Genomic DNA, 22,401 nt, shown 5'->3' with positions numbered 1-22,401 from the left:
CGCAACCGGACGGCGACTCGAACGGGGTGTGACCCGCCCGGACGGGGAGGCGGGGGCGGGCTCGGTGGCAGGGCCCCGCAGCCTCCGCGTCCGGGCGCGGGTCGACAGGCTATCCCCCGGTGCTGACCCGGAGTTCCTTGATCCCGTTGAGCCAGGACCCGCGCAGCCTGCGCGGGTCGCCGGCCAGGCGCAGGTCCGGGAAGGTGTCGGCGATCGCGCCGAAGATGAGGTCGATCTCCCTGAGGGCCAGCGACTTGCCGAGGCAGAAGTGCGGGCCCCCGCCGCCGAAGCCGAGGTGCGGGTTGGGGTCGCGGGTGATGTCGAAGACCTCGGGGTTCTCGAAGACCTCGGGGTCGCGGTTGGCGGAGGAGTAGAAGAGCCCCACCCTGTCGCCCTTCCTGATGTTCCGGCCGCCGAGTTCGGTGTCCCGGGTCGCGGTCCGCTGGAAGGAGACCACGGGCGAGGTCCAGCGGACGATCTCGTCGGCGGCGGTCGCCGGGCGCTCCCGCTTGTACAGCTCCCACTGGTCGGGGTGGGTGAGGAGGGCGTGCATGCCGTTGCTGATCGCGTTGCGGGTCGTCTCGTTGCCCGCCACCGCCAGCAGCAGTACGAAGAGGCCGAACTCGTCGGAGGAGAGGTTGCCTTCGTCCTCGGCCGCGACGAGCCGGGTGACGATGTCCCCGGCCGGGCACTCCTTGCGCGCGGCGGCCAGGTTCATGGAGTAGCCGATGATTTCCGTGGCGGCCTCGGCGCCGATCTCCTCGGTGATCGCGTACTCCGGGTCGTCGTACGCCACCATCTTGTTCGACCAGTCGAAGATCCGGGCCCGGTCCTCCTGCGGTACGCCGATGAGTTCGGCGATGGCCTGGAGCGGGAGTTCCACGGCGATCCGGGTGACGAAGTCGAAGTCGAAGCCGCCGCCCGCGCCGCCGCCTGCGCCGCCGTCCCTGCTCGCCTCCTCGACGATCCGCCGGGCGCGGTCGCGGAGTGCCGACTCCAGGCCGCGTATGGCGCGCGGGGTGAAGCCGCGCTGCACTATCTGGCGGACCCGGGTGTGCTCGGGCGGGTCCATGTTGAGCATGATCAACCGCTGGGCCTCGATCTGGTCGCGGCTGATGTGCCCGTTGAAGCGGATGATCGCGGTGTTCTCGCGGGAGGAGTACAGCTCGGGGCGGGTGGAGACGTACTTGACGTCCGCATGGCGGGTGACCGCCCAGTAGCCCTCGTCGTCGAAGCCGGTGGCGCCGCGTGGCTGCGGGCACCACGAGACGGGGGCCGTCCGCCGCAGCCGGGCGAACTCGGCGTGGGGGACGCGGCTCTCCAGCAGGTCGGGGTCGGTGGCGTCGAACCCTTCGGGGAGATGGGGGCAGGACATCGGCAACTCCAGGTCTCGCGGCTGGACAGCTGTGCGGTGGCTGCGCGATTCTGACGACCCATCAGAATCTTTCGCAAGGTAGTGACGGGTTCTCCAACTGGCAAGACGCATGGCGCGAACTCCTGCCTGCACGAGCCTTGCATACCTGGGGTAACCCTCATAAGACTGCTAGGGAACTAGAACGCGTACTAGTTCTTCTTGCGGTTCTCGGGTGCGGCGTGCCGGGACGCCCCGCACCGGTGCTGAGGAGAGGACAGGCTCATGGCCGCGGAACCCGTCATCGTCGAAGCCGTACGCACACCCATAGGCAAGCGCGGTGGCGCGCTCGCCAACCTGCACCCCGCCTATCTGCTGGGCGAGACCTACCGCGAACTGCTGGGCCGCACCGGCATCCAGGCCGACTGCGTCGAGCAGATCGTCGGCGGCACCGTCACCCACGCCGGTGAGCAGTCGATGAACCCGGCGCGCAACGCCTGGCTCGCCATGGGGCTGCCCTGCGAGACCGCCGCGACGACCGTCGACTGCCAGTGCGGCTCCTCGCAGCAGGCCGCGCACATGACCGCCAACATGATCGCCGCCGGTGTCATCGACGTGGGCATCAGCTGCGGTGTCGAGGCCATGTCGCGGGTGCCGCTGGGCAGCGGCTCCAAACACGGCCCGGGCAAGCCGTGGCCGGACGAGTGGAACGTCGACCTGCCCAACCAGTTCCAGGCCGCCGAGCGCATCGCGCGCCACCGCGGACTCGGCCGCGAGGACGTCGACTCGCTCGGCCTCATCTCCCAGGAGCGGGCGGCGGCGGCCTGGGCCGAGGAGCGCTTCAAGCGCGAGACGTTCGCCGTCCAGGTGCCCACGACCGAGGAGGAGCAGTACGCGGGCCAGGGCATGTGGCGGCTCGTCGACCGCGACGAGGGACTGCGGGACACCTCGATGGAGGCGCTGGGCGGGCTGAAGCCGGTCATGCCGACCGCGGTCCACACCGCCGGGAACTCCTCGCAGATCTCCGACGGCGCGGCGGCCATCATGTGGGCGTCCAAGCGCATGGCGCGGGCGCTGAAGCTGAAGCCGCGCGCCCGGATCGTGGCGCAGGCCCTCGTCGGGGCGGACCCGCACTTCCACCTCGACGGGCCGATCGACGCGACACGGACGGTGCTGGGGAAGGCCGGGATGTCGCTCAGGGACATCGACCTCGTGGAGGTCAACGAGGCGTTCGCCTCCGTCGTGCTGAGCTGGGCGCAGGTCTTCGACCAGGACCTGGCGAAGGTCAACGTCAACGGCGGGGCCATCGCCCTCGGCCACCCCGTGGGCGCGACGGGCGCCCGGCTGATCACGACCGCGCTGCACGAACTGGAGCGGACGGACAAGGAGTTCGCGCTGGTGACGATGTGTGCGGGCGGGGCGCTGGCGACGGGGACGATCCTTCAGCGGCTGTGAGCCGCCGTTCGTCTTCGGCACCCGGGCGGGCCCGTCGGGCGGTTCGGGGCGGTGGAGCGGGAGAGGCCCGGGTGGTGGTCCGGGGCGGTGCCCGGAGGGCTGTGGCGGTGGAGCGGGAGAGGCCCCGGGCCGGGCCGGGCCGGGCTGGGCCGGGTCGGGTGGCTCGGGGGCGGAGTAGCGGCGGCCCGGGACGATGGTCGGGTGGCTGCGCGGCGGTCCGCGCGCGGCGGCGCCGGTCTCCCGCCACGGCGAAGGCCCCGGGCCGGCGCACGGTGCGTCGGCACGGGGCCCGGGGCCGCTGTGCGCGGCGGTCCGTCGTCCGTCGTCCGCCGTCCGGATGGGCTCAGTACCAGTGGTTGGCCTGCCAGAAGCTCCAGGCGCCGCACGGGCTGCCGTAGCGCTCCTTCATGTAGTCCAGGCCCCACTTGATCTGGGTTTCGGGGTTGGTCTTCCAGTCGGCGCCGGCCGAGGCCATCTTGCCGCCGGGCAGGGCCTGGACCAGTCCGTAGGCGCCGGAGGAGGCGTTGGTGGCCGTGGGGTTCCAGTTCGACTCCTTCGAGACGATCTTGTCGAAGCACTGGAACTGGGCGGCGGGCATCATCTGCTTCGCGACCTCCTGCGGCGCCGCGGCCGAGGCCGTCGACGCCGTCCCCATGACCGCGCCGGCCGCACCCAGAAGCACGGCGGTACCGGCGGCGAGGGACTTGCTGCGGGTGGAGGCGCGGGTGATCAGCGAGCGGGACAAGGGCTTACCTAACGTTCGGGGACTCCGGGTCGCGCGGGGCGGGCCGAGCCGGGCTCGTGTGCCGGGCTCCAGGCCCTGCTGCGCCGTGCGACGGGAACAGTTGTAGCGAGCCCCGAGGGCCCCGTGCCGTGACCGGGCTCACGCCGTGGATACGACGTGAAGGGGGCATTAGGGGTCTTGAGTCCCAAACTGGACATATGTGGTTTATGTGCAGATGGGGAGGGGTGACCCGGGAGCCGGCTTCCTCGGACGACGGCTACGAGGGCCGATAGTTCCGGGACCAAGGTCCTGTGGGCCGCCTCACCTCCCGGTGGTGGTTCCGGCCGCCTCGAACGTGATCTGCGCCTCGAACGCGGCCCGTCTCGTCGCCCTCCGGAGCGCCCTCAGCAGCGTCGGACCGGCAGCGAGGGTCAGGACGACGGTGAGGGCCGCACGGCCCAGGTCCCAGCCCAGGGAGGTGGCGAGCACATACGCGCCGAAGCGGACCAGGTTCTCGGCGACCGGGGCGCCCGCCTGGAAGGAGACACCCGAGGCGAGGCCCGGAACGATCGTCCAGCCGTAGAGGTTCATGACCGTGCCGTACGCGAACGCCGCCGCGCAACCGTACCCGGCGAGCATCAGCAGCTCCGCGCGGCCTCTGAGGCGGTCGGCACCCGGCAGCAGACCCGCACCCATCGTGAACCAGCCCATGGCGAGCATCTGGAACGGCATCCACGGCCCGACCCCGCCCGTGAGCAGCGCGGACGCGAACATCGTCACCGAGCCGAGGACGAATCCGAAGCCGGGCCCCAGAACCCGGCCGCTCAGCACCATCAGGAAGAACATCGGCTCCAGACCCGCCGTGCCCGCGCCGAGCGGCCGCAGCGCGGCACCGGCCGCGGCGAGCACGCCGAGCATGGCGACGGCCTTGGCGTCCATCCCCCCGTCGGCGATGGTGGCGACCACCACACCGACGAGCAGCGGCAGCAGCGCGGCGAACAGCCAGGGGGCGTCCTGTGCGTGGCCGGTGACGGCGGAGTCCGCGTCGGCGAGCAGCGGCCAGCAGAAGGCGACGACGCCGATCGCGCTGACCAGGGCGAGCGCGGTGACGGCCCGCGGGCCGAGCCGGACGGGACGGGCCGTCTTCCCGAGAGGGCCGCGGTGGTCACGAGGGTCGTGGTGGTCGTCAGGGGGGCGGTGGTCGTGGTGGTCACGAGGGTTGTGGTGGTCGTCAGGGGGGCGGTGGTCGTGGTGGTCACGAGGGCCGTCGTGGTCGTCAGGGTCGTGGGGACCGCGGTGGTCGTGCGGGGCCCGGCGGCCGTGGGTGTCACGGCTGCCCGGACGGCCGCCGGTGTCGGCGGGGCTCACAGGGCGGCCTCCACCTGGGCGACGGTGAGCCACGGCTCCGGGGCGAGGACCTTGGCGATCTGCGGGGCGAAGGCGGGGGAGGAGACGACCACGTCGGCCGTCGGGCCGTCCGCGACGACCTCCCCGCCCGCGAGGATCACCACACGGTCCGCGATCTCGGCCGCGAGTTCCACATCATGGGTGGCGAGCACGATTCCGTGGCCCTCCGCCGCCAGGCCGCGCAGCAGGGTGACGAGCCGCGACTTCGCCGCGTAGTCGAGTCCGCGGGTCGGCTCGTCGAGCAGGAGCAGCGGCGGGCGGGCGGTCAGCACGATCGCCAGGGCGAGCGCCAGCCGCTGCCCTTCGGACAGATCGCGGGGATGCGTGGCGTCCGCCACTCCCGGGAGCAGCGCCGAGACGAGTTCCCGGCAGGTCCCGGGCGCGGCCCCGGCGTCCGCGTCCGCGGCGGCGCACTCGGCCCCGACCGTGTCCGCGTACAGCAGGTCCCGGGGCTCCTGCGGGACCAGCGCGACCCTTCGTACCAGCTCCGCGGGCGGCGTGCGGTGGGGGGTGCGCCCGCCGACCCGGACCGTCCCGGAGGCGGGCTCGACCAGCCCGACGAGGCTGCCCAGCAGCGTCGACTTCCCGGCGCCGTTGCGGCCCATGAGCGCGACGGTCTCCCCCGGCCCGATCGCCAGGTCGACCCGGCGCAGCGCCTCGACCCGCCCGTGCCGCACCGCGAGCCGGGCCGCGTCCGCGAGTACGGCGGGGTCGTGCGTCTCCTCGTCGGGTGCTTCGTCCCGCGCCGGCCGCCGTCGCCCGGCCCACGGGAGCAGGGCGCCCAGCCCTCGCTTCCCCGGGGCCCGCCGTCCGCGGGGGGCCGGGGCCGGGGCGGGGGAGGCCGGTCGGGGAGCAGCGGTGCCCGTCGTGCCCGTCGTGCCCGGCGCTGCGGTGCCGAGCCCGTCGGTGCCGGTGGGGCTCGCGTCCGTGCGGGTCGCCCCCGTGCGGGTCGCCCCTGTGCCGGTCGCCCCTGTGCCGGTCGTTCCCGTGCCGGTCGTTCCCGTGCCGACCGGGGTGGAGGCCGGGGTGGAGGCCGGGACGGAAGCGGGGGCGGGGGCCGGTACGGAGGCGATCCCGGGCGCGGACGGGGAGGGGGGCGCGGACGGGGGCGCGGGCGCGGACGGGGCGGCCGGCGTCCCGCTGCCGTCCCGCGCGGAGGGAGCGCACGACGGGGCGTCCCCGGGGTGCACGGCCGGGCCGGTGCGCCGCGCGGTCCCCGGGGCCGAGCCCGCCAGCCTGACGCGCAGGTCCCCGGCGCGGCGGCGGGCGTCGCGGACGGAGAGGGGGAGGGGCGACCAGCCGGCGAGGCGCCCGAGGGCGACGACCGGGGGGCGGACCGGGGAGAACGCCATGATGTCGGCGGGGGCGCCCGCCACCGGGGGTTCACCGGGCGCGGGCAGCAGGACGACCCGGTCCGCGTACTGCACCACCCGCTCCAGCCGGTGCTCGGCCATCAGCACCGTCGTCCCGAGGTCGTGTACGAGCCGCTGGAGTACCGCCAGCACCTCCTCCGCCGCGGCCGGGTCGAGCGCCGAGGTCGGCTCGTCGAGGACCAGCACCTTCGGGTGGGGGGTCAGCACGGACCCGATGGCGACCCGCTGCCGCTGGCCGCCCGAGAGCGTCGCGAGGGGGCGGTCGCGCAGCTCCGCGAGCCCCAGCAGGTCGAGCGTCTCCTCCACCCGCCGGCGCATCACCGCCGGCGCCAGCCCCAGTGACTCCATGCCGTAGGCCAGTTCGTCCTCGACCGTGTCGGTGACGAAGTGCGCGAGCGGATCCTGGCCCACCGTGCCGACGAGGTCGGCGAGTTCACGCGGCCGGTGGGTGCGGGTGTCGCGACCGTCGACGGTCACCCGGCCCCGCAGCGTGCCGCCGGTGAAGTGCGGAACCAGCCCGGAGACCGCCCCCAGCAGGGTCGACTTGCCGACCCCCGAGGGCCCGACCAGCAGGACGAGTTCGCCCTCGGGGACGGTGAGGTCCACCCCGGCGACCGTCGGCGCCGCTCCGGCGCCGCCGTACGTCACCGAGACGTTCTCGAAGCGGATCATGAGGAGGGCTCCTTCGGCGGTACGGGCGCCGCGAACGCGGGCAGCAGGCCCAGCAGCACCGCCACCGCGGGCCACAGGGGCAGGGCGGGCACGGTCAGCGGTACGACACCGGGATGCAGCGCGCCGGGCGCGTACGTCTCGGCGCGGATCATCAGCGCCGCGACGGCGGCACCGGACCCCGCCACCAGCCAGGCCCGCGGCCCCCACCGGTCGGGGCGGTACCGGGTGCGCAGCTGGCGCCGGCCGCCGAGCCACAGCCCGCCGAGCGCGGCCGCGAACCCGCCCAGGAGCACGGGCAGTCCGTAGCCCGCGCCCTCCGCGGCGAGCAGCCCGTACGAACCGGCGCACACCCCGAGCAGCCCGCCGAGCACCAGGGCGGTGGTGGTGTGCCGGACGGCGGGCGGCACCCGCGCGGTACGGCCGTACCCGCGCGCGTCCATGGACGCGGCGACCGCGACCGAACGCTCAAGCGCCCCCTCCAGGACCGGCACGCCGATCTGCAGGACGGCCCGCACCCCGCCGGCCGGACGGCCCCGCAGCCTCCGCGCGGCTCGGAGCCGCAGCACGTCGGCGACCATGTTCGGCGCGAACGTCATGGCGACGACGACCGCGACCCCCGCCTCGTACAGCGCACCGGGGAGGGACTTCAGCAGCCGGGCCGGGTTGGCGAGCGCGTTCGCCGCGCCGAGGCAGATCAGCAGGGTCGCCAGCTTCGCCCCGTCGTACAGCGCGAAGAGCGTCTGCTCCAGCGTGACGCGGCCGCCGATCCTGACGCCCTGCGCCCAGTCGGGCAGCGGCGCCTCGGGCAGGGTGACCAGGACATGGGTCCCGGGGATCGGCGAGCCGAGGACGGTGGAGAACACCAGCCGGACGGCCACCACGGCGAGGCCGAGCTTGACGAAGGCGCCGTACGAACGCGCCCAGGGGGAATCGGTGCGCCGGGCCGCCACGACATACCCGGCGACGCCCACCAGCAGTCCGAGCAGCAGTGGATTGGTCGTCCGCGAAGCGGCGGTGGCGAGGCCCAGTGCCCAGACCCACCAGGCCCCGGCGTGCAGGGCGTTGCTCCGGTCGGCGCCGGGCGCACGGAGCGAACCGCCAGGTGGCGGGCGCTCCGCCGTCGGCCGGCGGTACCCCCGGCGTCCGCCCGTGGACGTGGAACCCGCCCCGGTCCCGGGCTCCGTCTCCGCGCCCCGCGCGCGGCCGGCCGGTTCCTCTGCACCGCCCCCACCGCCGTCGCCGCCCTCCGCGCCCCGCGCGCGGCCGGCCGGAGCGGGGCACGGGACACCGCCGAGCAGCCGGCCGGGGCGCCGCGCTCCGTGCGGCCGGGCGGCCCCGCCGGCCGGTGCGGGCAGGGGTGGGCGGCTCATCCGCGGCGGCGGGACTGCCAGAACGCCGCCCCGCCCAGCGCGAGGACGGCCGCGACGCCCGCGAAGAGCCCCAGCGAGGGGCCCTCTTCGGCGCCCTCGGCCGCCGTGGCCCCCTCCCCGGTGTCCTCCCCGGTGTCCTCTCCGGTGTCCTTCCCGGCGGCCGCTCCTGCCCCGTCGGCTCCTGCCCCGGTCGCTCCCGCCTCGTCGGCTCCTGCTTCGTCTGCTCCTGCCCCGGACCCTCCCTCGGGCCCCTGCCCGGCCGACGGCGAGGACGCGCCCGGCTCCGCGGACGCCCGCTCTCCGGCCGACACCTGCTCGCCGCACCCGGTCGCCGGGTAGCCGGAGATCGCGCACAGCAGCGCGGCCGAGTCGTAGCGGAGGGGCCCCGCCACCGCAGCGAGGGCCTCCGCGCTGGTCGCGTCCGCCGGGAGGGAGGCGCAGCCGGAGGCCTGCGCCGACGGGGGCTTCTCCCCGGCCGGGGCGTCCGCTCCGGTACCGAAGTCGATCACGACGCCGACCCGCTTGGCGCCGGGTCTCGCAGGCGTGTCCGCGCACAGCTCGGGAAAGGACGGAGCGCTCCGCGGCTTCGAAGCGTCCTGGGAGTCGGCGCTGACGGAGAACCGGTAGCCGTCCACCGTGCCGTCGGCGGGCCGCGCCGTCGCCGGCCCCTGGGTGGCGTAGGCCCAGCCGCTCCCGCCGGTCTGCCAGAACGACCAGTAGCGGTAACCGGCGGCCTGCGCCTGCCCCGTCACCCCCGGCGCCGCGAGAACGGCGCCGAGCGCGACGACCAGCGCGGTCAGTCGCCCGCCTATCACCGCTGCCTGTTCTTCCTGCGGCCGCTGAGCAGGATCCCGATGCCGGCACCCGCGGCGACACCGGCCCCGACCATCCACCAGATCCCGGCGCTGTCGCCGCCCTTGTCCTCCTCGGCCGCGTCGCGCTGCGCCTTCGGGGCCGGCGGCGCGGTGGTGGAGACCGGCGCGGGACCGGTCGCGTTCAGCTGCCGTACGAGGTCGGCGCCGCCGAAGTCCCTCGGGTCGTCGCCGTGGGCGTGCGCGGCGAGGATCAGCTGCGCGTACGCGGCGGGGCCACCGTCCTTCGCCCACCCGGCGGAGTTCTCCGCCAGCCACTCGACCGACCTGTCCGCCTTGTCGCCGTGTCCGGCGGCGGAGAGTGCGACGACCGCGTCCGCGGTGTTGCCGAAGTCCGGCTGCGGGGCCGGGTCGTCGGCGCCCGGCATCGGCGGCGAGTCCAGGTGCCCGGTCTTCGCCAGCGCCCCGGCCAGGTAGGCGGCGCCGTTGCGGGCCGACTGCTCGGCGGTGGCCTTCGCCGGTGCCTGGCAGGTGGCGGGGGATCCGTCCGGCTCGGCGCCGGAGACGACCAGGCCGCGGCCCAGCCCGGCGAGCACGGCGGCCGCCGTGGCGTCGCCGTTCGCGAGGAGCTTGCCGGCCTTGTCCGGCTGGTACGCGAACGCGCCGCCGCCCGACGGGTCCGAGCACGGCACGGCGAACGTCACGAGCGCGTCGAACGGGCCCTTGCCGCTCTTCGACCTCACCTCGCCGGGGCGCGCCTCGGCCGCGGCGAACGCGCCGATCACGACGGAGGTGGAGTTCGCGTCGGAGGGCATGCCGGGGTTGTAGCTCCAGCCGCCGTCCTCGTTCTGCACGGACTTCAGCCATCCGAGGCCCTTGTCCACGGCGCCCCGGTGGCCGCCGAGGGCGTGCAGGGCCTGCACCGCGGCGGCGGTGGCGTTGGTGTCCAGCATCGTCTTGGCGTCGCACGGCCTGGACACGTCGGCGCGGTAGGACGCGAAGCCGCCGTTGTCGCACTGCTGGCCGGCCAGCCAGCCGACGGCCTGCTCCGCCGGCACGGTCTTGACGACGTCCTGGGCGAGCAGTGCCAGCGACTGCCGCCAGACACCGTCGTACGCGGGGTCGTTCGTGCCGTACAGCCCGGCCGGGAGCGCGGCCGAGGGGGAGGGCGTGGGGGCGGCCGTCGCCGCCGGGGCAGCGGCCACGGCGAGCACGGCGGAGGCGGCGGTGAGCGCGGCTGCGCTGCGGCGTACGGGCATGGCGGGCTGGGCCTCTCCTGCGGGGAGCCGGGCACGGGCACCCTGAGGCACCGGGCTCCGGCTCCGTATTCCTCGACGGTGCCTGCCACCGGGCGGTCCCGACGGCACGAGCCGGTCACCGCCGGCACGGGGCGTTCCGACTCACCGCCCACCAGGGCGGCTCACGGTTGCGGGTCAGTGCCGGAATCGCGCCGGCTTTCCCCCGTACGGGTGTGATGACGACTCGCACACTCTACCGGCCCGTCACCCCGGCCCCTCGGGACGGGCGCCGGGCGGGGAGCGCCCGGGGAGGGACCGTGTGGGACCGGCGTCGCCGACGGGTGCGCCCAGGCCCGTGCCGGGGCGCGATTGGGGCGGGGGCGGGGGCGGGCCGGGGGCCGTCCGCCGTTCCGCTCCACCGGGGACGCGTGGCCCCGATGATGTGCCCGCCTGTTCGTCGAGCCTGGCAGGTGCGGCAGGTGCGGCAGGTGCGGCAGGTGCGGCAGGAGGTGGGCGAGTCCGGCTTCCGGCCGCTGTCGGTGGTGGCCTGTTCAATGTGGCTCATGGAGATGGAGCCGGAGCCGGAAATGGAGACGGAGACGCGGAGACGCGGGTTGTTCTGGGATGTGCAGGCGGGGCGGGTGCCACCGCCGCCTGCGGCGACGCTGCTCGGCTGGGAACTGGTGAGGGCGGATCCGGAGCGGGGGACGATCGAGGTGGCGTTCCACGCCGGTGATCAGTTCACGAACCCTGTGGGCGTGATCCAGGGAGGGTTCCTGGCCGCGATGCTCGACGACACCCTGGGGCCGGCGCTGGTCGCGTCGCTGCCGGAGAACCAGTTCGCTCCGACCCTCGATCTGCATGTCCAGTTCCTCCGCCCCGCCCGGCCCGGACGGCTGGTGGGACGGGGACGCGTGGTGCAGCGTGGCAAGGAGGTGTGCTTTCTCGCCGGTGAACTCGTCGATCCCGAGGGGAAGACCGTGGCCGTGGCGACCGCGACCGCGCGGATCCAGACCGTCCGTCGGTGATCGTGGGCGATCAGGGGCCGGACGACGAGGCGCCGGGCGTGTGGTCTGCGGTCCTGTCGGTCCTGTGGTCTGCCGTCCTGTGGTCTGCCGCCTTGCGGTCCTGCGGTCTTGCGGTCTTGCGGTCCTGCGGTCTGTGGTTTGAGGTGTGTGGCCGTGTGGCCGTGCCGGCGGGCGCCGGCCGTGGTGGGAACGCACCGGGCGACACGGACGGCGACGCACTCGAAGGTCCGGGCGCGGGCCCGGGCCAGGGGTGCGTCCGTCAGCCCGCTGCCGCGATGTACGCCACGGGGTCGCTGCCCGCCACCGCCTCCGCGCGACCCCGTTTCACCAGGTGGCGCAGATGGGCCTCCGCCTCCGAGACGGCGATGGTGCGGGAGCCGTACGGGATGTCGTCCCACGGCCGGTTCCACTCCATGCGCTCGGCCAGCTGCCAGGGGGTGAGCGGTGCGGCGAGGAGGGCGAGCAGCCCGGTCAGCCGCTCCTCGTGGTGGGCGAGGAGTTCCCGGACCCGGGCCGGGGCGTCGGTGAAGGGGTGCTGGTGGGCCGGGAGGATCTCGGCCGCGCCGAGTCGTCCGACGCGTTCCAGCGAGTCGAGGTAGTCGCCGAGCGGGTCGGTGACCGTGGCGTCGTCGGGATCCTCGTACAGGCCGATGTGCGGGCTGATGCCGGGCAGCAGGTGGTCGCCGGAGAAGAGCCGGCCGCGGCCGGGGAGGTTCGCCGGATGGTCCTCCTCCAGGTGCAGGCACACATGGCCGGGTGTGTGACCGGGGGTCCAGACCGCCCGCAGCCGCCGTCCGGCCAGGTCCAGCAGCTCACCGGGGGCGATCTCGCGGTCGGGCAGGGCCGCCCGCATCCCGGGCGGCGTCCGCGTCCCGCCGGTCTCGCGGGCGGCGCGCAGCGGGGCCAGGTGCTCCTCCGGCGCGCCGGCGGCGGCCAGCTTCCCGGTCAGGTAGTCCAGCCAGGCCCCGGGCCGGGTGTAGCCGGTGCGGCGGACGACGGCGATGTCCGCCGCGTGCATCGCGATCCACGCCCCGGACGCCTCCCGGACCCTGCCGGAGAGCCCGTGGTGGTCGGGGTGGTGGTGGGTGACGACGACGCCGTGGACGTCGGCCACCGCGAGGCCCAGCCCGGCGAGGCCGTCCGAGAGGGCCGACCAGGATGCCGGGTCGTCCCAGCCGGTGTCGACGAGGACGGGTCCGCGGCCGGTGTCGAGGACATGGACCAGGGTGTGGCCCAGGGGGTTGTCCGGGATGGGCACCTGAAGGGACCAGACACCGCCGCCGTGCTCAGTCACCCGCGTCATGGGTTCTCCGTCCTCCCGACCGGGGCCCGTGAGGAGAACCCGTTCCCATGGTCGCCCAAGGCGACTTCTTTGCAAAGGGCCGGCCGGACGCGGACTCCGGGGCGCCGCTCCCGCCTGCGCCTCTCCGTCCGGGGCGCGTTGCGGCCCAGGGGTTCCGGCCGGGGCGTCCCGGCCGGAGCGTCCCGGCCGCGCGGTCTTCGCCCTTCCTCCGGGGCGCCCGTCCTGCCTCCGCCGACCTCCGGGGGCGCGTTGCGGCCAAGGGGTTCCGGCCGGAGCGTCCCGGCCGCGCGGTCTCCGCCCTTCCTCCGGGGCGCCCGTCCTGCCTCCGCCGACTTCCCGGGGCGCGTTGCGGCCAAGGGGTTCCGGCCGGAGCGTCCCGGCCGCGCGGTTGCGGCCGCGGCGTCCCTGCCGTGGACTCCTCCGGCGATAGCTGTTATCAGTTCAGGCAGTAGACCGTTTCTGATGCCCCGTCAGTTCGTGGCGGGGAGCCGGGCCGCGGGAGGCAGTCGTCATGACCGGACTTGTCGAGCACGGAAAGCTGTTCATCGGCGGGGAGTTGGTCGATCCCCGCGGCACCGGCACCATCGAGGTGGTCTCGCCGCACACCGAGCAGGTCATCGGACGTGTCCCGGATGCCTCGCGGGCCGATGCGGACCGCGCCGTCGCGGCCGCCCGCGCCGCGTTCGACCACGGTTCCTGGCCGCGCAGCCCGCTCGGGGAGCGTCTCGAGGTCGTCGGCAGGATCAAGGACGCGATCGCCGCACGGCACGAGGAGATCGCGCGCTCGATCAGCGCGCAGAACGGCTCGCCGTACTCCTGGAGCGTGCTGGCCCAGGCACTCGGCGCCGTGATGGTCTGGGACGCGGCCCTCGCCGTCGCGCGCGACTTCACCTACGAGGAACGGCGAAGCGGACTCCTGGGTCCGCTGCTCGTCCGGCGTGAACCGGTGGGCGTGGTCGCGGCCGTGGTTCCCTGGAACGTCCCGCAGTTCGTCGCGGCGGCCAAGCTCGCGCCCGCTCTGCTCGCGGGCTGCTCGGTGGTCCTCAAGCCTTCGCCCGAGACCCCGCTGGACGCGTACATCCTGGCCGACATCGTCCGTGAGGCCGGGCTGCCGGAGGGCGTGCTGTCGATCCTGCCCGCCGGCCGCGAGGTCGGCGAGTACCTCGTCGGGCATCCCGACGTCGACAAGGTCTCCTTCACCGGCTCGGTCGCGGCGGGCAGGCGCGTGATGGAGGTCGCCGCCCGCAACCTCACCCGCGTCACGCTGGAACTCGGCGGCAAGTCCGCCGCGGTGGTCCTGCCCGACGCCGACGCGGAGGCGGCCGTCCGGGGCATCGTCCCGGCGGCGTGGATGAACAACGGCCAGGCGTGTGTGGCCCAGACCCGCGTTCTCGTCCCGCGCGCCCGCTACGACGAGTTCGCCGACGCCTTCGCCGCGGCGGCCGGGGACCTGGTGACCGGCGACCCGATGGACCCGGCGACCCAGGTCGGCCCGCTCGTCGCACGCCGCCAGCAGCAGAGGTCGCTCGACTACATCGCGATCGGCCAGGCGGAGGGCGCCAAGATCCTCGCCGGGGGCGGCCGCCCGGCCGGTCTGGAGCGCGGCTGGTACGTCGAGCCGACCCTCTTCGGCGGCGTGGACAACGCCATGCGGATCGCGCGCGAGGAGATCTTCGGCCCCGTCGTCTGCCTGCTGCCCTACGGCGGCGAGGACGAGGCCGCGGCGATCGCGAACGACTCCGAGTACGGGCTCAGCGGCAGCGTGTGGACGGCCGACGCGGCACGCGGGGTCGACTTCGCGAGGCGGATCAGGACCGGTACGTACAGCGTCAACACCTTCAGCATCGACATGCTTGGACCGTTCGGCGGATACAAGAACTCCGGGCTGGGGCGGGAGTTCGGTCCCGAGGGATACGGTGAGTACTTCGAGTACAAGATGGTGCATTTGCCGTCGGGATACGGGAGCGAGACTGATGGGTGACCGCTGGCAGGTCGAGGTCGACCGGGGTGTGTGCATCGGATCGGGAATGTGTGTCGGCAGCGCGCCGGACGGCTTCGCGCTGGACGCGGCCCGCCAGTCCCGTCCCACCGAGCCGGAGACCGATGCCGACGACGACATCCTCGCGGCGGCGGAGGGCTGCCCGGTCGAGGCCATCTCGATCCGGCGGTCCGGGGGCGGTGCCGCCGTGTTCCCGCCCGAGGAGCCCGGGGAGTAGGCGCGGCGGCCGGGTGGGGCCCGCCGGAGGAGGCACCGGCGGCCTGCGGCGGCCCGGTGCCGCGTACGCGCGGGCGGGCCCGGTCCTCCCCGTCCGTCATCAAGACCTGAGAGCCCGGTGCCGCATACGCGAGGGCGGGCCCGGTGCCGTATGCGGGCGGGGCGCGCGGTGCGGGCGGTGCGGGCCGGATCGGGCGGGGAGCGAGGTGCATCCGGAGCGCGCGGTGCGGGATCAGGCCCGTCCCGCGCCGCCGCGGGCGTCAGCCGGACCGCCGGTCCCGCCCCGGGTCCGTGAGGTCGATCAGCCGGCAGACGGTCTCGATGTCGATCCGCACCTGGGCGATGGAGGCCCGGCCGGACAGCCAGGTGATCAGGGCCGAGTGCCAGGTGTGCTCGATGACCCGGACGGCCGAGAGCTGCTCGGGCGTCGGGTCCTCAAGGCCCGTCGCGTCCAGGATGATCGCCGTGGTCTGCCGCGAGACCCTGTCCACCTCGGGGCTGACGCTGCGGTCCGCGAAGGTCAGCGCCCGCACCATCGCGTCCGCCAGATGCGGATCGCGCTGGAGGGCGCGGAACGCCCGCATCAGGGTCTCGGCCACCCGCTCCGCCGCGCTGTCCGCGGCCGGCGGGCGTTCGCGCAGGGTGGCGTGCAGATGCTCGAGCTGGTCCTGCATCGTGGCCACGAGCAGGTGCACCTTGGAGGGGAAGTAGCGGTACAGCGTGCCGAGGGCGACCCCCGCGGCCTCGGCGACCTCCCGCATCTGCACGGCGTCGAAGCCGCCCCGGCAGGCCAGCCGGGCGGTGGCGTGCAGGATACGCCGGCGCCTGGCCTCCTGGCGCTCCGTCAGGGGCAGGGCCGCCGGAACCGCCGGCCTGGTGTCCGCGCTCATCTCTCTCGTCCCCGTCCCCGTCCCCGGTCCAGGGGCCCTTCCCGGCCCGCTGTCCGGATCCGTGCTGCGTTCCCGTTCCGGGAGCTGCGGAGGGCCCAGCATGGCAGGGCTCCGCGCCGTGGCGCGAATCACCTGATCCAGGCCTTCCGGCAGCGCTACCTGCCGGTAGATTCGATGCTCCTTGAGCGATCAAGAACGATCGAGTGTGGAACTTGTTCTAGATTAACGCGAGCGGTTACGCTCCGGCGAAAGTGGAGTGAGAAGGGGGCCGTAGGTGACCGCTGAGGCCATAGCGGCCGGGCCCCGTGGGGGTGCGTCCGGCGCCGGTGACCGACCGCTGCGCATCGCGCTCCTCACCTACAAGGGCAACCCCTTCTGCGGGGGCCAGGGCGTCTACGTACGCCATCTGTCGCGCGAACTCGCCCGCCTCGGCCACCGCGTCGAGGTGATCGGCGCCCAGCCCTTCCCCGTGCTCGACGAAGGCGTGCCGCTCACCGAGCTGCCCAGCCTCGACCTCTACCGGCAGCCCGACCCCTTCCGCACCCCCGGCCGCGGCGAGTACCGCGACTGGATCGACGGGCTGGAGGTCGCCACGATGTGGACCGGCGGCTTCCCCGAGCCGCTGACCTTCTCGCTGCGCGCACGGCGCCATCTGCTGGCGCGCCGGGGCGACTTCGACGTCGTCCACGACAACCAGACCCTCGGCTACGGACTCCTCGGCGACCTCGGCGCACCGCTGGTCACCACCATCCACCACCCCATCACCGTCGACCGCCGGCTCGACCTGGACGCGGCGCAGGACTGGCGGCGGCGGCTGTCGGTGCGCCGCTGGTACGGCTTCACCCGGATGCAGAAGCGGGTCGCCCGCCGACTGCCGTCCGTCCTCACCGTCTCCGGCTCCTCCGAGCAGGAGATCGTCGAACACCTCGGCGTGCGGCCCGAGCGGCTGCGGGTCGTGCACATCGGCGCCGACACCGGTCTCTTCTCGCCGGATCCGTCGGTCGCCGAGGTGCCCGGCCGGATCGTGACCACCTCCAGCGCCGATGTGCCGCTCAAGGGCCTGGTGTTCCTCGTGGAGGCGCTCGCCGGGCTCCGCTCCGAGCGGCCGGACGCCCATCTCGTCGTCGTCGGCAAGCGCGCCGAGGACGGCCCGGTGGCCCGGATGATCGAGCGGTACGGGCTCGCCGGCGCCGTGCGGTTCGTGAAGGGCGTCTCCGACCGGGAGCTGGTGGACCTCGTGCGCGGCGCCCAGGTGGCCTGTGTGCCGTCGCTGTACGAGGGCTTCTCGCTGCCGGCCGCCGAGGCGATGGCCACCGGCACCCCGCTGGTCGCCACCACCGGCGGCGCCATCCCCGAGGTCACCGGCCCCGACGGGGAGACCTGCCTCGCCGTGCCGCCCGGCGACGCCCACGCCCTCGCCGCGGCGCTCGGCCGGCTCCTCGGGGACGAAGGACTCCGCCGCCGCATCGGCACCGCCGGACGGGACCGCGTGCTGTCGCGTTTCACCTGGACCCGCGCGGCCCGGGGCACGGCGGAGCTCTACCGCGAGGCCATCGCGGCCCGCCCGGTGCCGGCCGGTGCCCGATGAGCACCCGGCGTCCCGCAGCGCGGGCGGGGACCCGCTCCGCGGGTGCGGACGGCGGGTCCGCACCCTCCGCAAGGCGCGCCCCCCGTGCGGCCGCCGCGACCCACCCGGAAGGGCAGACCTCGTGCTGACCGTCGACTTCTCCCGCTTTCCGCTCGCCCCGGGCGACCGCGTGCTCGATCTCGGCTGCGGCGCCGGACGGCACGCGTTCGAGTGCTACCGGCGCGGCGCCCGGGTCGTGGCCCTCGACCGGAACGCCGAGGAGATCCGCGAGGTCGCCACGTGGTTCGCGGCGATGAAGGAAGCGGGCGAGGCGCCGGAGGGCGCCAGCGCCACCGCGATGGAGGGCGACGCGCTCAACCTCCCCTTCCCCGACGAGTCGTTCGACGTCGTCGTCATCTCCGAGGTGATGGAGCACATCCCGGACGACAAGGGCGTCCTCGCCGAGATGGTCCGGGTGCTCAGGCCCGGCGGCCGGATCGCGGTCACCGTGCCCCGCTACGGCCCCGAGAAGGTCTGCTGGGCGCTGTCCGACGAATACCACGAGGTCGAGGGCGGCCACATCCGCATCTACAAGGCCGACGAACTCCTCGGCAGGATCCGCGAGGCGGGCCTCAGGCCCTACGGCAGCCACCACGCCCACGCGCTGCACTCGCCGTACTGGTGGCTGAAGTGCGCGTTCGGCGTGGACAACGACAAGGCCCTGCCGGTGCGCGCCTACCATGAGCTCCTGGTCTGGGACATCATGAAGAAGCCCCTGCTCACCAGGGTCGCCGAGCAGGCGCTGAACCCTCTCGTCGGCAAGAGCTTCGTGGTGTACGCGACCAAGCCGCATCTGCCGGAGGCCGACGCGTGACCGTGCCCTGGCGCCGTCAGGGGCGTACCGAGCACCTCGTCCTGCCCGGCGTCCTCACCGCCGAGCAGGCCGCCGAGACCGTCGCGGGCATCCTCGCCGTCCAGCGCGAGGACGGGGCGATCCCCTGGTTCCGCGGGCACCACCTGGACCCGTGGGACCACACCGAGGCCGCCATGGCGCTGGACGCGGCGGGCGAGCACGACGCGGCGGCGCGCGCCTACGAGTGGCTGGCCCGCCATCAGAACGAGGACGGCTCCTGGTACGCCGCCTACCACGACGGGGAGGCCGACCGGCCGACCGACCGGGGACGGGAGAGCAACTTCTGCGCCTACCCGGCCGTCGGCGTCTGGCATCACTACCTGGCCACCGGCGACGACGTGTTCCTGGACCGGATGTGGCCGTCCGTCCGCGCGGCGATCGGGTTCGTGCTCCGGCTCCAGCTGCCCGGCGGCCAGATCGGCTGGAAGCGGGAGGCGCCGGAGGACGGCGGCGCGGCGGTCGGCGACGCCCTGCTGACCGGGAGTTCGTCCGTCTACCACGCGCTGCGCTGCGCCCTCGCCATCGCCGAGGAGCGCGAGGAGCCGCAGCCCGACTGGGAGCTGGCGGCCGGAGCGCTCGGGCACGCCGTCCGCCGCCACCCGGAGCGCTTCCTCGACAAGTCGCGCTACTCGATGGACTGGTACTACCCCGTCCTCGGCGGCGCCGTCACCGGCGAGGAGGCCAGGACGAGGATCGACGCGCGCTGGGACGCGTTCGTGGTCCCCGGGCTCGGGGTGCGGTGCGTGCTGCCCAACCCGTGGGTGACCGGCGGCGAGAGCTGTGAACTCGCCCTGGCCCTCTGGGCGGTGGGGGAGTCTGACCGGGCGTTGGAGGTCCTCCAGTCCATCCGGCACCTGCGCGCCGAGGGCGGGATGTACTGGACCGGTTACGTCTTCGAGGGCGAACGCGCCGTGTGGCCGGAGGAACTGACCACCTGGACGGCGGGTTCGCTGCTGCTCGCGGTGGCCGCCCTGGGGGGCGACGAGGCGACCACCGCGGTGTTCGGCGGGGAGCGGCTGCCGCGCGGCCTCGAACCGGAGTGCTGCCGGTAGGACCGCCGCCCCCGCCGTCGGCCGTCCGGTGGGACCGATGCGGGCCGTACGGTGGGACTCCTGCCGGCCGTCCGGTGGGACCGCTGCCGGCCGCGCGGGGGGACCGATGCGGGCCGTACGGTGGGGCTCCTGTCGGCCGCGCGGTGGACCGATGCGGGCCGTACGGGGGAGGGGGTGCGGCAGTGTCCGCCTGCTCCGCGACCGTTCGTCACCACCGGGAGTCGGCGGGGGGCCCGACGGGCGGCAGCGGTCACCGGGGGCGGCCGGTCGCCGGGGGCGCCGGTAGCCGCCCCGGCCGGGGCGGCTACCGAAGGCGACGTGAGGTCATCGGGTCCTGAACCGGCGGTGCAGGTTTCGGGCCACGTACACTCCCGGCCCGCCGAAGCCGACGATGTCCACGCGTCCGTCGCCGGTGGTGTCGGCGAGGAAGCGGGGGTGCCGGCCGACCCGCCAGGCGCCCGCGTCGTCGTCGTGCCCGAACCCGCGGCACACCAGCTGGGCCTGCTCGAAACGGCCGTCACCGCGGTTGTGCGACACCCAGACGCCTTCGTCGCCGAAGCCCACGATGTCCGGGGTGCCGTCGCCGGTGACGTCGGCCAGGAGACGGAGGTGCCTGAGGCCCGTCCACCCCTGGGCGAGTCCGAAGTCGTTCAGCACCAGTCTCGCGGGTTCGAACGTGCCGTCGCCGCGCCCTGGTGAGACGACGACACCCTGCGGGCCGAACCCGATGAGGTCGACCGCCCCGCCGCCGGTGGTCGCGAGCAGGAACCGGGGGTGTTCCAAGGCCGTGCTCCACCCCTGGTCGACCCCGAAGTCGTCGAGGACGTAGAGGGGTTCGGCGAATGCCCCGTCCTCGTCCTGGAGTGAGATCCAGACGCCGTCGTCGTGGCAGCCGACGATGTCGGTGCGTCCGTCGCCGGTGGTGTCGGCGAGGAAGCGGGGGTGCCGGTCGGCCAGCCATCCGCCGGCCTTGCCGCCGTGGCCGAACGCCCTGAGGGCCGGTTCGTCGCCGAGCGGTGCGAACTCGCCGTCCTCGTCCTGGAGTGAGATCCAGACGCCGTCGTCGTGGCAGCCGACGATGTCGGTGCGTCCGTCGCCGGTGGTGTCGGCGAGGAAGCGGGGGTGCCGGTCGGCCAGCCATCCGCCGGCCTTGCCGCCGTGGCCGAAAGCCCTCAGGACCAGCCTGCCGCCCGCGGGTGCGAACGTCCCCTGCTCGTCCTGAGCGGACACCCGGACACCGTCGGCGGCGAGCACGACGACGTCGGGCCGGCCGTCGCCCGCGAGGTCCTGGAGGGTCCACAGGTCCGCCGGGTGCGAGGAGGGCGCGGACGGGAGCAGGACGCGCTCCTCGTCGTCGAACGTCCCGTCGCCCCTGCCGGACGCCGCCACGACCCACCTCGCGGGGGTGAGCCCCAGGACGTCCGTCCGCCCCGCTCCGGCGGTGTCGGCGGGGAACCGTGCACCGGGTCCGGCCCACCGGCCAGGCTGACCGCCCGGCGGGCGCCCGGCCCCGTCGCTGTTCCACCCGCCGGCGTCCTGGTCGCTCCCGAACCGCTTGAGGACCAGCAGCATGTCGCTGAACGAGGGTGCCGCCTCGGGTGCCGGGCGCAGCGCGGTCGACCGGGCCAGCCGCCACGACCTGCGGCCGTTCCAGTGGCTCAGCGGTGCCCAGCGCAGCACGGGGTCGCTGGTGCGCTCGGGCTCGGCCGGGGCGAGGCGCCAGCGCTGGCTCTCCGCGCTGTCGTCGTACTCCGCGAGGACGACCCGGGCGCCGTCCGGGCCGGGGCCGGCGAGGTCGAGCACGGAGCCGTCGGTCACGCCCTCGATGGTGTAGAGGCCCGGTTCGCCCTCGACGGGGACGAGCCGCCACTGCTGGCCCTTGCGGCCGGCGGTGGCGTCCCACCGGCGGACGCCGCGGTCCGGGGCGGCGGGGTTGTCGAGCACCTTGCCGCTGACCGCGTGGCGGACCACCAGGGCCTGTTCGCCCTGTGCGGTCCGCACGGGGACGAACTGCCAGTGCTCGCGGTCCGGGCCGGGGCCGGGGGAGTCGCGGACGACGAGCGTCCCGTTCGCGCCCGGGGCGGCGCTGACGCCCAGGGTCTTCCCCGTGGCGGCGTTGACGATCTCCAGCTTCATTTCTTCCGTGGGCACGGGCATGGTGGTGCCTCTTCCAGGCGGTGGGGGCGTCGGGCTGGGCGTTCGGGGCCGTCGGGCCGTCGAGCCGTCGGGCCGTCGGGATCGGAGGCGGATCGGAGGCGGTCCGGGACGGAGGGGCGGATCCGGGGCGGGGCTGCCGCGGATCAGGTGAAGAGGTGGTGGTACGGGACGTCCCACTCGCTGGGCAGCCGGGGATAGAACGTGTTGATGACGGTCCCGGTGAAGTCTCCGCCCCAGTTGTAGGTGACGCGCACCTCGCTGCTCGCGGTCACCGCGTGGTCCTTGAACCCGAGGATGGCGTCGGGGTGGGTGATCGGCACGAAGGTGATCCCGCCCCAGGGCGTCACCGTGACGATCCAGAGCTGGGTGTCCTCGGGAGCGCCGTTCTTCCCGCGCCACTTGTCGCCGACCTTGTCGGGCAGGCCGACCTGGACGGTGTCGGCCGTGCTCCTGGGGGCATCCTGGTGGACGGTGATCCGCCTGCGCTGCGGCTTCGGCGTGCCGTCGTCGCCGCGGCCGGTGTCGGCCGCGCCCGCGGCGGCCGGCCTGGGCGTCACCTGGCCCGCGGCGCTCTCGACGAAGTACAGCGGCCGCTGGCCGAAGAAGCCGGCGGGGGTGATGTACCAGAGGTGGCCCTGTGCGTCCTTGGTGGCCGGGTCGAGGGCCGTGGAGAGCTGGACACCCTTGTCGTGAGCGGCCTCCCTCAGTTCGACGGGCCGCAGATAGCCGCCGTTGAAGGCGTGGACGAGCATGACCGGCCGGTTCTCGGCCAGCGCCGCCACGATCGCGTTGTCGTAGCTGTTCACCGCTACGGGGCCGCCGACCACCAGGTTCGTCATCGTGGCGCGTTCTTGGGTGTACATCGCGGGAACCT

At 74.6% G+C, this 22,401-nt stretch carries 18 protein-coding genes; 7 read left to right on the top strand and 11 right to left on the bottom strand.

Annotated elements, in window-relative coordinates; all coding sequences use genetic code 11:
• Window positions 1–109: 109 nt before the first annotated feature.
• Complete coding sequence (locus DDQ41_RS04610; protein WP_109293326.1) at window positions 110–1,375, bottom strand: cytochrome P450; 1,266 nt, start codon at window positions 1,373–1,375, stop codon at window positions 110–112.
• 261 nt (window positions 1,376–1,636) lie between these two features.
• Here DDQ41_RS04610 and DDQ41_RS04605 point away from each other — a divergent pair, with 261 nt between their 5' ends.
• Entirely contained in the window at window positions 1,637–2,806 is a 1,170-nt protein-coding gene (locus DDQ41_RS04605) for a steroid 3-ketoacyl-CoA thiolase (protein WP_109293325.1), read from the top strand.
• A 343-nt stretch (window positions 2,807–3,149) separates the two neighbouring features.
• On the opposite strand, the gene DDQ41_RS04600 is transcribed toward DDQ41_RS04605, so the two are convergent.
• From DDQ41_RS04600 to DDQ41_RS04575, 6 genes are all read right to left on the bottom strand, one after another.
• A complete protein-coding gene (locus tag DDQ41_RS04600) occupies window positions 3,150–3,551 on the bottom strand; it encodes an aggregation-promoting factor C-terminal-like domain-containing protein (RefSeq protein WP_109293324.1) in 402 nt (133 codons plus the stop codon).
• A 300-nt stretch (window positions 3,552–3,851) separates the two neighbouring features.
• Window positions 3,852–4,898 carry an ECF transporter S component gene (locus DDQ41_RS04595; protein WP_394342124.1) on the bottom strand — a complete coding sequence of 349 codons (1,047 nt, stop codon included), beginning with the start codon at window positions 4,896–4,898 and terminating at the stop codon, window positions 3,852–3,854.
• Window positions 4,895–6,982, bottom strand: a complete 2,088-nt coding sequence (locus DDQ41_RS04590) for an ABC transporter ATP-binding protein (RefSeq protein ID WP_109293323.1) — start codon at window positions 6,980–6,982, stop codon at window positions 4,895–4,897. Before DDQ41_RS04590 ends, DDQ41_RS04595 begins: the two co-directional genes overlap by 4 nt.
• Window positions 6,979–8,352, bottom strand: a complete 1,374-nt coding sequence (locus DDQ41_RS04585) for a cobalt ABC transporter permease (RefSeq protein WP_109293322.1) — start codon at window positions 8,350–8,352, stop codon at window positions 6,979–6,981. Before DDQ41_RS04585 ends, DDQ41_RS04590 begins: the two co-directional genes overlap by 4 nt.
• Window positions 8,349–9,167 (bottom strand): SCO2322 family protein, encoded by an 819-nt coding sequence (locus DDQ41_RS04580; RefSeq protein WP_109293321.1) that lies wholly within the window; start codon window positions 9,165–9,167, stop codon window positions 8,349–8,351. Before DDQ41_RS04580 ends, DDQ41_RS04585 begins: the two co-directional genes overlap by 4 nt.
• Window positions 9,164–10,423 (bottom strand): prenyltransferase/squalene oxidase repeat-containing protein, encoded by a 1,260-nt coding sequence (locus tag DDQ41_RS04575; RefSeq protein ID WP_109293320.1) that lies wholly within the window; start codon window positions 10,421–10,423, stop codon window positions 9,164–9,166. The genes DDQ41_RS04580 and DDQ41_RS04575 overlap by 4 nt, the downstream gene beginning before the upstream one ends.
• 476 nt (window positions 10,424–10,899) lie before the next feature.
• Between DDQ41_RS04575 and DDQ41_RS04570 the strand changes: the two genes are divergently transcribed.
• The gene (locus DDQ41_RS04570) at window positions 10,900–11,430 is read left to right on the top strand and encodes a PaaI family thioesterase (RefSeq protein WP_262508353.1); all 531 of its coding nucleotides are present in this window, start codon (window positions 10,900–10,902) and stop codon (window positions 11,428–11,430) included.
• A 259-nt stretch (window positions 11,431–11,689) separates the two neighbouring features.
• On the opposite strand, the gene DDQ41_RS04565 is transcribed toward DDQ41_RS04570, so the two are convergent.
• Window positions 11,690–12,733, bottom strand: a complete 1,044-nt coding sequence (locus DDQ41_RS04565; protein WP_109293319.1) for an MBL fold metallo-hydrolase — start codon at window positions 12,731–12,733, stop codon at window positions 11,690–11,692.
• A 511-nt stretch (window positions 12,734–13,244) separates the two neighbouring features.
• On the opposite strand from DDQ41_RS04565, the gene DDQ41_RS04560 reads away from it, so the two are divergent.
• A complete protein-coding gene (locus DDQ41_RS04560) occupies window positions 13,245–14,714 on the top strand; it encodes an aldehyde dehydrogenase (protein WP_109293318.1) in 1,470 nt (489 codons plus the stop codon).
• On the top strand, window positions 14,707–14,949 hold the full coding sequence (locus DDQ41_RS04555; RefSeq protein ID WP_109293317.1) for a ferredoxin: 243 nt from the start codon (window positions 14,707–14,709) through the stop codon (window positions 14,947–14,949). Before DDQ41_RS04560 ends, DDQ41_RS04555 begins: the two co-directional genes overlap by 8 nt.
• A 259-nt stretch (window positions 14,950–15,208) precedes the next feature.
• On the opposite strand, the gene DDQ41_RS04550 is transcribed toward DDQ41_RS04555, so the two are convergent.
• Window positions 15,209–15,838 (bottom strand): TetR family transcriptional regulator, encoded by a 630-nt coding sequence (locus DDQ41_RS04550; RefSeq protein WP_109293316.1) that lies wholly within the window; start codon window positions 15,836–15,838, stop codon window positions 15,209–15,211.
• 274 nt (window positions 15,839–16,112) lie between these two features.
• On the opposite strand from DDQ41_RS04550, the gene DDQ41_RS04545 reads away from it, so the two are divergent.
• The 3 genes from DDQ41_RS04545 (at window position 16,113) to DDQ41_RS04535 (ending at window position 19,370) form a co-directional block, all read left to right on the top strand.
• Window positions 16,113–17,426 (top strand): glycosyltransferase family 4 protein, encoded by a 1,314-nt coding sequence (locus DDQ41_RS04545; protein WP_109293315.1) that lies wholly within the window; start codon window positions 16,113–16,115, stop codon window positions 17,424–17,426.
• 121 nt (window positions 17,427–17,547) lie between these two features.
• On the top strand, window positions 17,548–18,279 hold the full coding sequence (locus tag DDQ41_RS04540) for a class I SAM-dependent methyltransferase (RefSeq protein WP_109293314.1): 732 nt from the start codon (window positions 17,548–17,550) through the stop codon (window positions 18,277–18,279).
• Window positions 18,276–19,370, top strand: coding sequence for a glucosidase family protein (locus DDQ41_RS04535; RefSeq protein WP_109293313.1), 1,095 nt, complete (start codon window positions 18,276–18,278; stop codon window positions 19,368–19,370). The genes DDQ41_RS04540 and DDQ41_RS04535 overlap by 4 nt, the downstream gene beginning before the upstream one ends.
• Window positions 19,371–19,694: 324 nt before the next feature.
• On the opposite strand, the gene DDQ41_RS04530 is transcribed toward DDQ41_RS04535, so the two are convergent.
• The gene (locus DDQ41_RS04530) at window positions 19,695–21,527 is read right to left on the bottom strand and encodes an FG-GAP-like repeat-containing protein (protein ID WP_109293312.1); all 1,833 of its coding nucleotides are present in this window, start codon (window positions 21,525–21,527) and stop codon (window positions 19,695–19,697) included.
• A 143-nt stretch (window positions 21,528–21,670) separates the two neighbouring features.
• Window positions 21,671–22,390, bottom strand: coding sequence for a hypothetical protein (locus tag DDQ41_RS04525; protein ID WP_109293311.1), 720 nt, complete (start codon window positions 22,388–22,390; stop codon window positions 21,671–21,673).
• Window positions 22,391–22,401 lie beyond the last annotated feature (11 nt).

Origin of the sequence: Streptomyces spongiicola, from assembly GCF_003122365.1 — a bacterium.
GTDB lineage: Bacteria > Actinomycetota > Actinomycetes > Streptomycetales > Streptomycetaceae > Streptomyces > Streptomyces spongiicola.
Note: the sequence above shows the minus strand (reverse complement) of the source record. Positions and strands in the feature narration are given on the sequence as shown.